At 71.3% G+C, this 15116-nt stretch carries 11 protein-coding genes; 5 read left to right on the top strand and 6 right to left on the bottom strand.

What is annotated here, in order from left to right; genetic code table 11:
- Window positions 1-19 precede the first annotated feature (19 nt).
- Together AN216_RS16325 and AN216_RS16330 are read right to left on the bottom strand one after the other, a co-directional pair.
- Complete coding sequence (locus AN216_RS16325) at window positions 20-1219, bottom strand: S8 family peptidase (RefSeq protein WP_070197419.1); 1200 nt, start codon at window positions 1217-1219, stop codon at window positions 20-22.
- A 183-nt stretch (window positions 1220-1402) separates the two neighbouring features.
- Window positions 1403-2434 (bottom strand): helix-turn-helix transcriptional regulator, encoded by a 1032-nt coding sequence (locus AN216_RS16330; RefSeq protein ID WP_070197420.1) that lies wholly within the window; start codon window positions 2432-2434, stop codon window positions 1403-1405.
- Window positions 2435-2566: 132 nt separating this feature from the next.
- On the opposite strand from AN216_RS16330, the gene AN216_RS16335 reads away from it, so the two are divergent.
- On the top strand, window positions 2567-4327 hold the full coding sequence (locus AN216_RS16335) for an NAD+ synthase (protein ID WP_107402005.1): 1761 nt from the start codon (window positions 2567-2569) through the stop codon (window positions 4325-4327).
- A 57-nt stretch (window positions 4328-4384) separates the two neighbouring features.
- On the opposite strand, the gene AN216_RS16340 is transcribed toward AN216_RS16335, so the two are convergent.
- Window positions 4385-5332 (bottom strand): endonuclease/exonuclease/phosphatase family protein, encoded by a 948-nt coding sequence (locus tag AN216_RS16340; RefSeq protein WP_070197433.1) that lies wholly within the window; start codon window positions 5330-5332, stop codon window positions 4385-4387.
- A 454-nt stretch (window positions 5333-5786) separates the two neighbouring features.
- Here AN216_RS16340 and panB point away from each other — a divergent pair, with 454 nt between their 5' ends.
- From panB to AN216_RS16355, 3 genes are all read left to right on the top strand, one after another.
- A complete protein-coding gene (gene panB, locus AN216_RS16345) occupies window positions 5787-6734 on the top strand; it encodes a 3-methyl-2-oxobutanoate hydroxymethyltransferase (protein ID WP_079166657.1) in 948 nt (315 codons plus the stop codon).
- 177 nt (window positions 6735-6911) lie between these two features.
- Window positions 6912-7946 (top strand): ATP-binding cassette domain-containing protein, encoded by a 1035-nt coding sequence (locus AN216_RS16350; RefSeq protein WP_070197421.1) that lies wholly within the window; start codon window positions 6912-6914, stop codon window positions 7944-7946.
- Window positions 7947-7957: 11 nt separating this feature from the next.
- Window positions 7958-8818: an ABC transporter permease gene (locus AN216_RS16355; protein ID WP_070197435.1), complete on the top strand. Its 861-nt coding sequence runs from the start codon at window positions 7958-7960 to the stop codon at window positions 8816-8818.
- 59 nt (window positions 8819-8877) lie between these two features.
- On the opposite strand, the gene AN216_RS16360 is transcribed toward AN216_RS16355, so the two are convergent.
- From AN216_RS16360 to npdG, 3 genes are all read right to left on the bottom strand, one after another.
- Entirely contained in the window at window positions 8878-12447 is a 3570-nt protein-coding gene (locus AN216_RS16360; RefSeq protein ID WP_070197436.1) for an AfsR/SARP family transcriptional regulator, read from the bottom strand.
- A gap of 128 nt (window positions 12448-12575) precedes the next feature.
- The gene (locus AN216_RS29730) at window positions 12576-12788 is read right to left on the bottom strand and encodes a hypothetical protein (protein WP_070197422.1); all 213 of its coding nucleotides are present in this window, start codon (window positions 12786-12788) and stop codon (window positions 12576-12578) included.
- A gap of 122 nt (window positions 12789-12910) precedes the next feature.
- Window positions 12911-13603, bottom strand: coding sequence for an NADPH-dependent F420 reductase (npdG, locus tag AN216_RS16370; protein ID WP_070197437.1), 693 nt, complete (start codon window positions 13601-13603; stop codon window positions 12911-12913).
- Between the two features lie 182 nt (window positions 13604-13785).
- Between npdG and AN216_RS16375 the strand changes: the two genes are divergently transcribed.
- The coding region (locus AN216_RS16375) for an MFS transporter (RefSeq protein ID WP_079166658.1) at window positions 13786-15116 on the top strand (1331 nt) is incomplete at its 3' end.

Below are 15116 nucleotides of genomic sequence, written 5' to 3' on the forward strand. Positions count from 1 at the left end.
CCGGGTCAGCTCACTGTCGTCACTTGACGATGTTGAGCAGCAGGTTCGGGGAACCCTGGCCCGGGTTGCCGACGACGTCCTTCGAGGCACCGTCGGTGAGCGCCTTGGAGACGTCCGCCGGAGCGGCGTCCTGGTTGGCACCCAGGTAGAGAGCGGCGGCACCCACTACGTGCGGGGTGGCCATGGACGTGCCGGAGATGGTCTCGGTGGCGTCGTCTCCGGTGTTCCAGCCCGCGGTGATGTCCACGCCGGGGGCGTAGATGTCCAGCACCTCACCGTAGTTGGAGAACTCGGCCTGGGCGTCCTTGTTGTCGGTCGCGCCGACCGTGATGGCCTCCTTGACCCGGGCGGGCGAGGAGTTGCCGGCGTCGGTGCTCTCGTTACCCGCGGCCACGCCGTAGGTCACGCCGGCCTTGATCGAGTTCTGCACCGCGGTGTCCAGCGCCTCGTCGGCGCCGCCACCCAGCGACATGTTGGCGACCGAGGGGCCCTTGGCGTTCTCGGTCACCCAGTCGATGCCCTCGACGACCTGGGCGGTGGTGCCGGAGCCCTGGTCGTCCAGCACCCGGACGCCGACGACGTTGGCCTTCTTGGCCACGCCGTACTTCTCACCCGCGACGGTCGTCGCCACGTGCGTGCCGTGGCCGTTGCCGTCGTCCGGCTTCTCGTCACCGTCGACAGCGTCGAAGCCCGGCTGCACCCGGTCGGCGATGTCCGTGTGAGTGCCGAGGATGCCGGTGTCGATGATGTAAGCGGTGACGCCCTCACCACCCGCGTCTGGGTAGGTGTACTTCTCGTCCAGCGGAAGCTCCGGCTGGTCGATCCGGTCCAGGCCCCAGTTCTCCGGGTTGGCCTGCTCACCGGATATGCTGTGCTGCTGGTTGGCGTAGACCTTGGCGACCGCCGGGTCGGCGGCGAGTTCCTTGGCCTCCTGCTCGGACATGGAAGCGGAGTAACCGTTCAGAGCGTGGGTGAAGGTCTCCTTCACCTTGCCCCCGTGGTCGGCCACGACCGACTTGCCATCCGCGGAGTTGGCCTTGAAGGCGGACTTCTTCAGGGTGACGATGTAGCTGCCCTTGACAGCGGTGTCGGACTTCGCGCCGACAACCGTTCCCTCGGGCGGAGCCGCGTTCGCCGGCAGGGCGACGACCGTGCCGATGGCCGCAGCGGCGACCGCCGCGGAGAACCCAACGGTGAGCTTCCTGCGCTTCGCTGCCATGTATACGTCCTTCTTCTGTGAGGGTTGCCCTGTGGGGGGGCGTGTGCCGAGAAGCCAACAGCATGGTCACGATCAGGACAAGCCCCCGGAGAAAAAGGGCGATTGGGATTTCAGACGGCAAGTCCGGGCGACTCGCCTGGGCTTCGGCCCGTTCGGTGACGGCCGGTCAGGAACGCTCGTGAATCAACTGCTGGGGCCCTCCGGACCGCCCGTGATCCACCCCTGACTCGCCGCCCGCAGGCCCAGTTGAAACCGGGTGGTGGCGCCGAGCCGCTGCATCAGGTCCCGCAGCCTGCGCTGGAACGTCCGGTGACTGATTCCTAGCTGACGTGCCATCACCTGGTCGGTGAGACCGGTGGTCAGCACCGCCAGCATCCGCGCGTCATCCGACTCCGGGTCCGCGCCGGAGCCGCCCGCGCGCTCCGCGAGGTGGTCGCTGAGCGGCAACGCTCCCTTCCACAGCACCTCGAAGAACTCCCCCAGCGCCGCCAGCAACCCGGACGGATGCACCACCACGCTGCTGGCCACCTCGTACGGCGCGGCCCGCAGCGGCATCAGTCCGAGCTGGTCGTCGGCGATCATCATCTTGGTCGGCGTGCCGGCCATCACCCGAGCCTCTTCGCCGAGTTCGGCGCAGGCTTCGATGTCCTGGTCCAGGCTGTGGTAGGTCGCCAGACCCTCCATGTCGTAGATGACCCGGTAGGCCACTCCACGTCGCATGGTCTGTGCCTGCAACGGCATCATTCCGGTCTTCGGATCGCGCCTGTCCGGGCCGCCGTTGACGTACGGCGGGCGGTCGACACCACGGATCTCCCGGCGTGCGCTGCGCTGCAGTTGATCGACCTGCTGGATCACGGCTGCCCGACCGGTCACGACCTCCACCAGATCCATCGGGTCTCGGGCATCGCCCTTCGCCCGGAAACGGGCCGCCAGTTGCTGCACGTGCCGCCGAGCCCGCTGGAGCTCCTCCTCGCGGGCGGTCAGCATCTTGTCGAACGCGATGTCAGGCGCCACCGGGAGGTAGCGATCGGGCTCGCCACGCGAACCGCTGACCCGTTCCACCAGGTTCAGCTCCTCCAGCGAGACGAGGGCGGCTCTGACCCGGGTGGCCGCCAGCGCGCTGGCGGAACGCAGCTCAGGCACCGTGAGCGCGCCGTCCACCAGCGCTTCGTACGTCTGTTGCTGCACCGGGTCGAGGTCTAGCGGCTCGAGCATGAAGGCATCATGGCCACCGTGGCGAGTTCACGTCAATGTCGCATGGGCGCCAGCTACGCACCGGTAGCTCACGTTCTACGCACGGGTAGGCCACGTGCCACATCGCGTCAGGAAGACGATTAAAATGGCCCCGTGGCTCACCTACGTCTCGCCCTGAACCAGATCGACTCCACGGTCGGCGACCTCGACGGAAACGCCGAGGCCGTCGTCCACTGGAGCCAGCACGCCGCAGCGCAGGGAGCGCACCTCATCGCGTTCCCGGAGATGATGCTCACCGGATACCCGGTCGAGGACCTGGCGCTGCGCTCCTCCTTCGTCGAGGCCAGCCGGCGTACGCTCCGGTCCCTCGCCGCGCGGCTGGCGGACGAGGGCCTGGGCGAGACGCCCGTACTCGTCGGCTACCTCGACCGGGTGACACAAGCCCAGCCGGGCTACGGACAGCCCGCCGGTGCCCCACAGAACGCCGTCGCGGTACTGCACCAGGGACGGGTGGCACTCACCTTCGCCAAACACCATCTGCCCAACTACGGCGTCTTCGACGAGTTCCGCTACTTCGTGCCCGGGGAGACGCTGCCCGTCCTGCGGGTGCACGGCGTGGACGTGGCGCTGGCGATCTGCGAGGACCTGTGGCAGGACGGCGGCCGGGTGCCGGCGACTCGTACGGCCGGCGCGGGACTGCTGCTCTCGGTCAACGCCTCACCGTACGAGCGCGACAAGGACGACCGGCGACTCGACCTGGTGCGCGAGCGCGCGCGACAGGCCGGCTGCACCACCGCCTATCTCGCGATGATCGGCGGACAGGACGAGTTGGTCTTCGACGGTGACTCGATCGTGGTCGACGCACGGGGCGAGGTGCTGGCCCGCGCGCCGCAGTTCGAAGAGGGCTGCGTCGCCCTGGACCTGGAGCTGCCCGCCGCCGGTGAGGTACCCGCCGGCGTCGTCGACGACGGGCTGCGGATCGAGCACGTCACGCTGTCCGGGACGCCGCTGCCGCCGCGTCCCCTGGAGCTGACCGGGAGCGAGGCACCCCGGCTGGAAGACCTCGAGGAGATCTACACCGCGCTGGTCGTCGGGCTGCGCGCGTACGCCGCGAAGAACGGCTTCCGCTCCGTGCTGATCGGCCTCTCCGGGGGCATCGACTCCGCACTGGTCGCCGCGATCGCCTGTGACGCGATGGGCGCGGCGAACGTACACGGCGTCGCGATGCCGTCCCGCTACTCCTCGGAACACTCCCGAAGCGACGCTGAGGACCTCGCGCGGCGCACCGGGCTCAACCTGCGTACGGTCCCCATCGCCCCGATGTTCGACGCGTACATGGAGTCGCTCGTCCTCACCGGACTCGCCGAGGAGAACCTCCAGTCACGACTGCGCGGCACGCTCCTGATGGCGCTCTCCAACCAGGAGGGCCACATCGTGCTGGCCCCCGGCAACAAGTCCGAACTGGCCTGTGGATACAGCACGCTCTACGGCGACTCGGTGGGTGCGTACGGCCCCATCAAGGACGTGTACAAGAGCACGGTCTTCGCCCTGGCGAAGTGGCGCAACAAGGCCGCTGTCGAGCGTGGCCACACCCCGCCGATCCCGGAGAACTCGATCACGAAGCCGCCCAGCGCGGAACTGCGCCCGGGCCAGGTCGACAGTGACACCCTGCCGGACTACGAGGTGCTCGACCGCGTCCTCGAGCGGTACGTCGACCAGGACCGCGGGCACGACGAGATCGTCGCCGAGGGCTTCGACACCGAAGTGGTCACTCGCGTCCTGCGGATGACGGACCGGGCCGAGTACAAACGCCGGCAGTACCCACCCGGCACCAAGATCTCGGCCAAGGGCTTCGGCAAGGACCGGCGGCTGCCGCTCACCAACCGCTGGCGGGAGTCCGACGGCCGACGCTGAAGGGCCACCCCGTGACCGCACCTCGCGCCAAGCGGTCAGCAGCCGTCCCCCGGGCGCCTACGGGAAGTTCAGCGAGGCCGCCACCGGAAGATGGTCGCTGCCCGTACCCTTCATCGTCCAGGACGACTCGGGCTCGAGCCCCCGCACCATGATCTGGTCGATCCGTGCCATGGGGAAGTCGGCCGGCCAGCTGAAGCCCATCCCCTCGCCGCTCGCGCCCTGGGTGGAGCGCATCTGTGCGGTGATCGGCGCCAACGCCCGGTCGTTCATGGTGCCGTTGAGGTCGCCGAGCAGCACGACGTCGTGCACTGGTTCCGCGGCGATCCGCCGCCCGAGCATCTCCGCGCTCCGGTCCCGCTGCTCGGCGGTGAACCCGGAGCGGAACTGCACCCGCACCGAGGGCATGTGGGCGGCGTAGACCGCGACCTCGCCGTCCGGGGTACGCACCGTCGCCCGCAACGCCCGCTTCCAGCCCATGCCGATGTCCACGTGCTCGCTGTCCTCGAGCGGATAGGTGCTCCAGAGCCCGACGGTGCCCTGGACATCGTGGTACGGGTACGCCTTCGCGAGCTGCTTCTCGTACACCTCGACCCGGTCCGTCGCCACCTCCTCCAGGGCGATGACGTCGGCGTCCGAGGCTGCGAGCTGTCGAGCGGTGCCAACCGGGTCCGGATTGTCGGCGCTCACGTTGTGAGTGAGCACGGTGAGATCGCCCGTGCCGCCCGTGCGGTCCGAGAGCAGCCCGCCGAACAGGTTCAGCCAGGCGATCGCCGGCACCAGCAGCGCGACCAGGGCCACCACGGAGCGCCGGATCAGCGCACCCACCAGCAGCACCGGCACCAGCAGGCCGCCCCAGGGCAGGAACGTCTCCCAGAGGGAGCCGAGGTTCCCGACCGCGTTCGGCACCTCCGAATGCAGCAGCAGGGCGAGCGCCAGCGCCACCGCGACCACCGCGAGCAGCCACCCGCGCCGCCACCGGTCCTCACCGCCCCAGCCACGGGCCATCCGCCGCAGCCGGCCAGCCGAACGCTCGGGGCCCGGCTGGCCGTGATATGTCTCCCCCGCATCCGTCATGTGCACCCGCGACATCCGCCGTCCTCATTCACCGTGCTGCTGCGTGGGAAACGCTAGGCGATGGTGCCGCCCCGCCGGTACGTGCCGGCACGCGCCCCAACCTCCGCCCCGCCGTCGGCCAAACGGCGCGAGCCGATCCTGCCAGCAGCGCTCTGATGTTCCCAGCCGTGGATCTTCCCAGCCGTACCCAGACAGGACGAACGATGCCCTCGTCCAGTTCCGGGATCGCGGCGACCGTACACGTCAGGGCGACAGTGGTGCCGGCGAGCCCGGTCTGGGCGCGTGCCTGACACCCTTCCCAGGGCCACCGGCGACGTGCCAGCATGCAGGGAGATCCGGGGACGCCGTCAGGGCGCCTCGAGACGACAGTCAAGGAGCATGTGCGATGTCGCCTGCCCAGATACCCAACGCTGAGGCCGCCCAGACCCCCCAGGCCCCCGGGCCGCCCGGAGCCCCGGAAGGCACGACCGCCGGCACGGTCCGTTCGGGGAGCAGCGCCACCGGTTCACCGAGCACGCTGTACGGCGGCGCCCGCAACCGCCGCGTCACCGTGCGGGACCTGGCCGCCGCCAAGGAGCGCGGCGAGAAGTGGTCGATGCTCACCGCCTACGACGCCATGACCGCCTCCGTCTTCGACGAGTCCGGGATACCGGTGCTGCTGGTCGGCGACTCCATGGGCAACTGCCACCTCGGATACGAGACCACGGTCCCAGTCACCATGGACGAGATGGCCCTGCTCTCCGCCGCCGTCGTACGCGGCACCAAGCGCGCCCTCGTCGTCGCCGACCTCCCCTTCGGGGCGTACCAGGAAGGGCCCACGCAGGCACTGCGGAACGCCATGCGGCTGGTGAAGGAGTCGGGGGTGGGCGCGGTGAAGCTGGAGGGCGGCGAGCGTTCCCTGGCCCAGACCGAGCTGCTGGCCTCGGCGGGCATACCGGTGATGGCCCATCTCGGGCTCACCCCGCAGTCGGTGAACTCGATGGGCTACCGGGTGCAGGCCCGCAACGAGCAGGACGCGCACGAGCTGCTGCGGGACGCCAAGGCCGCGCAACAGGCGGGCGCCTTCGCCGTGGTACTGGAGATGGTGCCGGCCCAGCTGGCGGACGAGGTCAGCCAGGCGCTCCAGGTGCCCACCATCGGTATCGGCGCCGGCCCGCACTGTGACGCGCAGGTCCTGGTGTGGACGGACATGGCGGGGCTCACCCCGGGCAGGCTGCCACGGTTCACCAAGCAGTACGCCCAGCTGCGAGAGACCCTGGGCGGGGCGGCGCAGGCGTTCGCCGCGGAGGTGGCGGACGGCCGGTTCCCGCTCGCGGAGCACAGCTTCAACTGACCGGCCGAGCGGCCCGGCTGGCCGCGTACGTCCGGTGCGTACGTCCGGGTGCGCACTGGTACGTCCCGACCAGCCGGGTGCCACCGCCGGCGTGTGCGGCGGAGGCACGGCGGGCCGCACAGCACTCTGTCGGAGGGCTGTCGGAGGTCTGTCGGTGGCGCCTGACATATTGGGCGCATGATGCGACAAGACACCAGCGGCCACGGTCGCAACGCCGTCGAGGTTCGCGGGCTGGTGAAGCATTTCGGGGACACCAAGGCGGTCGACGGCGTCCACCTGAACGTGCGCGAGGGCACCGTCATGGGCGTGCTCGGGCCGAACGGCGCGGGCAAGACGACCCTCGTCCGGATGCTCTGCACACTCCAACTGCCCGACAGCGGCACCGCGACGGTGGCGGGTTACGACGTCGCGCGGCAGCCTCGACCGCTGCGCCGGAGGATCGGGCTGACCGGGCAGTACGCCTCCGTCGACGAACGGCTCTCGGGCTTCGAGAACCTGTACATGATCGGGCGCCTGCTGGACTTCTCCCGCTCCGGCGCGCGCCAGCGGGCGTACGAGATGCTGGAGCGCTTCTCGCTGACGGACGCGGCCAGCAAGCCGATCATGAAGTACTCCGGCGGTATGCGCCGCCGACTCGACCTGGCCGCCTCCATGATGGGCAACCCCGAGGTGCTCTTCCTGGACGAGCCGACCACCGGCCTGGACCCCCGCACCCGGCAGGAGGTCTGGGACCACACCCAGCAGATCGTCGCCGAGGGCAACACCGTGCTGCTCACCACGCAGTACATGGAGGAAGCGGAGTACCTCGCCGACGAGCTGACGGTCATCGACCACGGCAAGGTCATCGCGGAGGGTCGGATCGCCGATCTGAAGGCCCGGGTCGGGCAACGGATGCTGGTCATCCGCCCGGCGGTGCCGCAGCACCTCCAGCATCTGGTGGGCGTCCTCACGCACTACGGTCTGGCGGGCACGGTCGCCGACGAGGCACAGGGCGTGGCGACCGTGCCGATCGTCAGTGACGAGCAACTGTCCGGCATCGTCAGGGTGCTGGGCTACTACAACTATCCGATCGCGGACATCGCCACCCATCTGCCCAGCCTGGACGAGGTGTTCCTGGCGCTGACCGGCCAGAAGACAGACAGCCAGGACGCCGGGCCCCCAGGATCGGGGCCCCAGGGCGCGGGCTCCGGATACCAGGAGGCAGTGGCGTGACCACCCCGACCATGGCGCCGCAGACGCCGACGACCGCGGCGCCGCAGCGTTCCCGCGCGCGCGGGAACGACGGCGGGCGCATCGGCCTGCGCGCCAATCTGCGGCACACCGGTGCGCTGGCCCGCCGGAACGCCGTACAGATCAAGCAGCACCCCGAGTTGATGATGGACTCGCTGATGATTCCCATCGTCTTCACGCTGCTCTTCGTATACGTCTTCGGTGGCGCCATGGGCGGCGGGAGCCCGGAGTCCGCCAGCGAGAACCGGGACGCGTACACCAACTACCTCGTGCCCGGCATCATGGCCATGATGAGCCTCACGATGGCCATGTCCGTCGGCACCGGCATCAACGAGGACTCCCGCAAGGGCATCATGGACCGGTTTCGGGCCATGCCGATCGCCCGCGCCTCGGTGCTGGTCGCCAAGTGCCTGGTGGAGATGTGCCGGTTGCTGCTCTCGCTGGTCGTGCTGGTGATCGTGGGCTTCCTGGTCGGCATGGACATCGAGGGCCGGTGGATGGAGCTGGGCGCCGCGATGGGCCTGACGCTGTTCTTCGGCACCTCGCTGCTGTGGGTCTTCATGCTGATGGGCCTGACGATGCGTACGGCCCAGGCCGTCCAGGGCGTGTCCTTCCTGGTGACGACGCCGCTGCAGTTCGGTTCCTCGGTGTTCGTGCCGACCGACACGATGCCCGCGTGGATGGAGACGTTCACCAAGTTCAACCCGCTGACCCATGTGGCCGATGCCAACCGGGCCCTGACCATGGGGACCGGAGAGGTGGCGAACCCGGTGATGTGGGCGGTCATCTGGTCGGTAGGCATCATTGCGGTGATCATGCCGTTGGCGATCGTCCGCTTCCGCAAGCGGACCTGAGCTCCCGCGGGCGGACCGGGTCCATCCGGCGAAGCGTGCCCGCCGGCGTACGGCGGAGGTCAGTCGGCCAGGGCGGTGGCGTCCGTAAGGGACAGCCCACCGCCCTCGTCGTACAACCGCTGATAGTGCGCGTCCCCCAGCGCCGCCCGTACGGACCGCTCGGCACGACTCCGGCTCTCCCGGGCCACCACCGGTACGGTGCCGGCGCCGGTGCCGTGTGTGTCGTACGCACCGAGCAGCCGCGCGGCGGTCTCCGTCCGGCCGACGGTCGCCAGCGCCTCCGCCACGGAGGCCAGCCACCAGGCGGTGAGGTGCGGGGCGACGATCTGGGTCAGTGGGTCGTCCCGGGTCCGCGCGATCGCGCTGCGCAGCTTCACCAGGGCCCGCCGCGGGTTCTCGGCGCGTACCTCCATCCAGCCGTCCATACCGTCGATCATGCCGAGAATGAACGACGGAGCGGTCTCCCGGGAATGCTCCCGCAGCGCGTCGAGTTGTCTGCGCGCCTCGTCGAGCCGGCCGCTGCGGCCCAGACGGATGGCGAGGCCCACCCGCTCGAAGTGCCCCAGCTCGCCTCCGGAGCGCTCACCCATCTCGATGGCTTCGAAGAGCATGCGCTCGCCGTCCTCGCCTTCCTCCCCGATCGAGGCGTCCTCCGACTCCAACAGCACGCCCGCCAGCCGCGCCCGCAGCATGGGGACATGCGACTGCGCGCCCAACTCCTCCGCGATGACGGCGGCTTCGCGATAGTCCGCCGCCGCCCCCGCCAGGTCGCCGCGCCGCTCCCGGGTCTTCCCGCGACCCGTCAGCGCCTCCGCGACACCCCACTGGTCGCCGAGCCCGGTGAACAGCTCCAGGCTCTCCTCGGCGTCTCGTGCCGACTGCGCGAGCGCGTCGGGATGGTCGTTGAGCATCTTGCCGCGCAGTTGGAGCAGCATCGCCAGCTCCCAGGTGTCGCCCGACTCCCGACAGCCACGCACAGAGGCCGCCAGCACCTCGTCGAGCCTCTGGTGGTCGCCGAGCAGGACCATGGAGAAGAACCAGGAGGCGGCGGGGGGACGGCAGACCTGCGGCTGGCCCGGCCGGTAGCTCTCGGACAGGGCCCGCAACTGGTCCCGGGTCTGGGTGGAGTCGATACCGGCCCGGTCCGGCAGTACGGCGGCGAACTGGATGATCCAGACCTCTCGTCTGGCCTCCCACAGACACTCCGGCGTCATCGGCGGCGGGATCGCCGTGCACCGCTGCCGCAGCGAGGGCGCGGGCCGGATCGGCCGCTGGAACGGGTTCGGGCCCAGTGCCGCGGCGGCCTTCGCCCAAGCCGCCGAATCGGTGCGGTAGCCGCGGAGTTCACAGAACCAGTGAGTGGAGAGCACGAGGCACAGCGCCTCGTCCTCGTCCCCGGCGACCACCGAACGGCGCAGCGCGGTACGGATGTTGTCGTGGTCCCGCTCCAGCCGCGCCAGCAGTTCCCGCTGGCGCGGCCCGCGCAGCAGCGGGTCGGTCGTACGGGCCAGCTCCCGGTAGGCCACCAGGTGTCGTCGCTCGGTCACCTGCTTGTCCCCGGCCGCGACGAGGCGTTCGCGCGCGTACTCACCCACGGTCTCCAGCAGGTGGTAGCGCATCCCTCCGGCGGGCAGGGGGTTCGCCAGGACCAGCGACTTGTCGACAAGGGCCCCCAACAGCGCCGGCACGTCGCGCTGTTCGATGCCGCCGTCCCCGCTCTCGTCCAGGCCGTCGTCCGCGCAGACCAGCTCCGCCTGCTCCAGCTCGCAGCCGCCGGAGAAGACCGACAGGCGCCGCAACACCGCCCGCTCGGTCGCGTCCAGCAGTTCCCAGGACCAGTCCACGACCGCCCGCAGCGTCTGCTGCCGCGGCAGCACCGTCCGACTGCCGCCGGTCAACAGCCGGAACCGATCGTCGAGCCGATCGGCGAGCTGTCGGGGAGTGAGCGCCCGAAGCCGCGCCGCCGCCAGCTCGATGGCCAGCGGCAGACCGTCCAGCCGCCGGCAAATCTCCGCGCAGGCGTCCGGGTCGTCCGCGACACGGAACCCGGCGCGTGCGGCGGCGCCCCGGTCCGCGAGGAGCCGTAGCGCCACCGGATCGGGCAGCGGTTCGACCGGGCGGACGGCCTCGCCGGGCACGCCCAACGGCTCCCGACTGGTCGCCAGCACGGTGATCCCCGGACACTCCACCAACAGCGTCTCGACCAGGTTCGCCACCGCGTCGAGGACATGCTCGCAGTTGTCCAGCAGGAGCAGCAGCCGCCGGCCGGCGCAGCGCTGCGTGAGTTGCGTGAGCGGATCCGGCGCGCCAGTACCGGTGGCGCCGCTCAGCCCGGCCTCCGAAGTACCGCCGGGCGGCCAGGTCTCCCGACCCCCGAGCGCGGCGAGCACCGTCTCCGCGATGCTCTCCGAGTCCCGTACGGGTGCGAGTTCGGCCAGCCACACGCCATCCGGCCAAGCGGCGGGCGGCTGGCCCGTGCCGGACTGCTCGCCGTCTGCCCGGCGGGTGGCGAGGGAGTCAGCCGCCTCCTGGGACAGCCGGGTCTTGCCGGCGCCTCCCGGGCCCAGCAGCGTGACAAGTCGGGCGGCGGCCATATCGGCGCGGATCGCCGCCAGGTCGGCTTCCCGGCCGACGAAGGAGGTGAGCCGAGGGCGCAGTCCGCCGGCCGGGCCACGGCGCTGTTCGCTCCGGCGATGGCCGTCCTGGCTCAGCGGCTCGAGGCGGGGGGCGGGCGCACGCCCCGGCGGTACCGGCCCTCCGGGGACATGTGCCCGGGAAGCCGCGCACGGCTCGGGGGCTCGCTCCTCGGCGACACGCTCCCCGGCCGTACGTTCCTGCCCTACCTCGGGGGAGGAATCACCCGAAACGTCCGGATCGCCTGAAACGGGTGAATCACCCGTGCCCAGCAACTCGGCATGCAGCGCGCGGAGTTCCGCACCGGGCTCGGTGCCCAGCCGATCCGCCAGCACGCTACGGACTCCGGCATACGCCCCCAGCGCCTCGGCGCGCCGCCCGGTGTCCCGCAGAGCGCGCAGGTGCAACGCGTGCAAGGTCTCGTCCAGGGGGTACGCGGCGGCGTACGCGCGCAGCTCCGGCAGTGCCGCCTCCGCCAGCCCGCGCGCGCAGTCCGCCGCCAGCCGACTGCGGTCAGCGGCCAACCAGCGGTCCCTGGCGCGTACGGCCAGCCTGCCGCCACCCCCTGGCAGGTCAGCCAGGACCGGCTCCCGCCACAGTCCCAGCGCCTCTTCCAACAGTTCGGCCGCCCGGTCCGGTTCCCCCCCGGCGAGCGCCCTGGCGCCGTCGTCAGCCAGCCGCTCGAAGCGGAAGAGGTCGATCGCGTCCCGGTCCGCCGCCAGTCGGTAGCCCGCCGCGTCCGAGGCGATCACCTCCCGGCCGAGCACCCGCCGCAGTCGCCCGACCAGCGCCTGCACGGCGGCCGGCGGATCGCCCGGCTCCTCCTCGTCGCTCGCCCACACGTCTCGTACGAGCGCGTCCGTACGCACCGGGTCACCGCCCGCGAGCGCGAGCACGGTGAGCAGCGCCCGCAGCCGCGGCCCGCCGAGCGGCACGGCCGTGCCGTCCGGGCGGAGGGCCTGGGTGGTGCCGAACAGGCGGTAGCGGTAACGCACCTGGCCATCCTGCCAGCAGCCGCCGACGGACGACCCGGGCCGGGCCGGGGAGGGCCGCTCGGCGGGCGACCGCCGCCCCGCGGGCCGCCGCTCGGCGGACGGCGGCACAGCGGCGTCGGGGTCCGCGGTCACTCCGTCCGATCCGGTCCCACGCCGCTTCCGGCCCGACGGGTGTAGTACCAGGTCATGTTCGAGGTGAGGCCCGCCAACAGCACCCACACGACGCCCAGCCAACTGCCGTTGGCGAAGGCGACCACGGCCGCCACCACCGCGAGCAGACAGACGACGAGGGCGTAGAGCGCCAGACCGCGGGGCAGTCTGGGTGGGGTCAACGCGGGCATGGGGGCGCGCTCCAGTCGACGGTGGGGGCGGGCGTACGCAGGCCATTGTCCCTCATGCCGGTCGCCCGCCCGCCCCGTGCCCGTCGCCGGTGGGCAGCGGACCGCGGCCGTAGGCGGCCGGCTCAGACGTCGGTGAGCTGGATGCCGGCGTGCGCGCCGTATCGACGGTTCACCGAGATGAGGTTCGCCACGAGCGACTCCACCTGGTGCGCGTTCCGCAACCGACCGGCGAAGACACCCCGCATCCCGGGGATACGACCAGCCAGCGCCTGCACGACCTCGCAGTCGGCCCGTACCTCGCCGAGCACCATCACGTCTGTCTCGATCTCGTCGATCGCGGGATCGGCGAGCAGCACCGCCGACAGGTGGTGGAAGGCCGCGGTCACCCTGGACTCGGGCAGCAACGCCGCGGCCTGTTCGGCCGCGCTGCCCTCCTCCGGCTTGATCGGATAGGCGCCCTTCTTGTCGAAGCCGAGGGGGTTCACGCAGTCCACGACCAACTTGCCGGCGAGTTCCGCGCGCAGCGCCCCCAGAGTCCTGGCGTGCCCGTCCCACGGCACGGCGACCACCACCACGTCCGAGCGCTCGGCGCACTCCGCGTTCGCGGCGCCCTCGACGCCGTGCCCGATCTCGGTGGCCGCCTCGTGCGCCCGTTCCGCCGCCCGGGAGCCGATGATCACCCGCTGGCCGGCGAGTGCCAGCCGGTAGGCGAGACCGCGTCCCTGGTCCCCGGTACCGCCCAGCACGCCGACGGTGAGGCCGGAGACGTCCGGCAGGTCCCAGGGGTCCTTCTTCGGTGCAGCAGCTGAAGTCATACGCAGATCCTGCCAGTCCGGACGGCTGCGGGAGCGCATGGCGCCCGTGAACGTGATCACGTCCGGGCCGCCTCCGAGGATCCCGCCGGACCGCAAGCCACCGATGCCGCCGAACACCGCCGCCGACCACCAACCGGGAAATCCCTTGCCCCGGAGAAGCGCCCGCCGGAGCATGGCCGTTCGTGACCACGAAGCCCCGCACGCTCCTCCCCGACCTCTCCCCCTGGCGCTCCTCGCGGGATTTCCGGCTGCTGTGGTGTGCCGGGGCAGTCACCGTCCTGGGCAGCTTCCTCACGTTCGTCGCGCTGCCGCTGCAGCTCAAGGAGTTGACCGGTTCTCCGGTCGCGGTGGGGGCACTGGGCGCGGTGGAACTCGTGCCACTGATCGTCTTCGGCCTGTACGGCGGCGCTCTGGCGGACGCCGTGGACCGTCGGAAGCTGCTCCTGTGGAGCGAGGCCGCGCTGGGCCTGGTCGCGCTGGGCCTGCTGCTGAACACCGTGCTGGCCGAACCGATGACCTGGCCGCTGTACGTCGCCGGCGCGCTGAGCAGCGCCCTCACCGGCGTCCAACGCCCAGCGCTGGACGCGCTCGTCCCCCGTATCGTGCCGCACGAGCAGCTCTCCGCGGCCGTCGCGCTCAACGCCCTGCGCTGGCAGATCGGCGGGGTCGCGAGCCCCGCGCTGGCGGGGTTGCTGATCGCCGCGGCGGGGCTGGAGCTGGCGTACGTCCTGGACGCGCTGACCTCCGCGGTGTCGGTCCTGCTGGCCCGCGGCCTGCGACCCTCGCCCCCCTCGCACGACGCGCGCAAACCCTCGCTGAGCGGCATCTGGCAGGGCGCGCGCTACGCATGGAGCCGCAAGGAGCTGCTGGGGACGTACGCGATCGACCTCACCGCCATGCTCTTCGCGTTCCCGCTCGCCCTCTTCCCGTTCCTGGCCGACCGGCTGGACGCCGAGTGGTCGCTGGGGCTGATGTACGCCACGCTGCCGCTCGGCTCGCTGCTGGTGAGCGCCACCAGCGGCTGGACTCGGCGCGTCCACCGGCACGGCCGGACGGTCGTCCTCGCCGCGCTGGGCTGGGGCGCCGCGATGGCGCTGGCGGGCATGATGCGGCAAGTCTGGCTGGTGCTGCTGTTCCTGACCGTGGCCGGCGCCTTCGACATGGTGAGCGGGATCTTCCGTAGCACGCTGTGGCACCAGACCATCCCGGACGAGCTGCGCGGCCGACTGGCCGGCATCGAGATGCTGTCGTACGCCGCCGGGCCGCAGCTCGGCCAGCTGCGTTCGGGGGGCATGGCGGCGCTGACCTCGGTGCGTACGTCGATCTGGGGCGGCGGCCTGGCCTGTGTGGCGGCCGTCGGACTGCTCGCGCTGGCCCTGCCACGGCTGCTGTCGTACGACGCGCGGACGGATCCGCACGCCCGCGCGGTGCGCGAGCAGCGTGCCGCTCTCGCCGAGGCCGATGCCGCCGACGACGAGGGCCGGGGAACCGGCCGCGCGGGCCCGGCACCGGC

Source organism: Streptomyces oceani (assembly GCF_001751245.1).
GTDB classification, from domain to species: domain Bacteria; phylum Actinomycetota; class Actinomycetes; order Streptomycetales; family Streptomycetaceae; genus Streptomyces; species Streptomyces oceani.

Bases quoted from the DNA above. Each gene is read 5' to 3' on its own strand.
- AN216_RS16340 (WP_070197433.1), bottom strand. From the start codon at position 5,332: ATGGCCCGTGGCTGGGGCGGTGAGGACCGGTGGCGGCGCGGGTGGCTG.
- AN216_RS16355 (WP_070197435.1), top strand. From the start codon at position 7,958: ATGGCGCCGCAGACGCCGACGACCGCGGCGCCGCAGCGTTCCCGCGCG.
- npdG (WP_070197437.1), bottom strand. From the start codon at position 13,603: ATGACTTCAGCTGCTGCACCGAAGAAGGACCCCTGGGACCTGCCGGAC.
- AN216_RS29730 (WP_070197422.1), bottom strand. From the start codon at position 12,788: ATGCCCGCGTTGACCCCACCCAGACTGCCCCGCGGTCTGGCGCTCTAC.
- AN216_RS16325 (WP_070197419.1), bottom strand. From the start codon at position 1,219: ATGGCAGCGAAGCGCAGGAAGCTCACCGTTGGGTTCTCCGCGGCGGTC.
- AN216_RS16350 (WP_070197421.1), top strand. From the start codon at position 6,912: ATGATGCGACAAGACACCAGCGGCCACGGTCGCAACGCCGTCGAGGTT.
- panB (WP_079166657.1), top strand. From the start codon at position 5,787: ATGTCGCCTGCCCAGATACCCAACGCTGAGGCCGCCCAGACCCCCCAG.
- AN216_RS16330 (WP_070197420.1), bottom strand. From the start codon at position 2,434: ATGCTCGAGCCGCTAGACCTCGACCCGGTGCAGCAACAGACGTACGAA.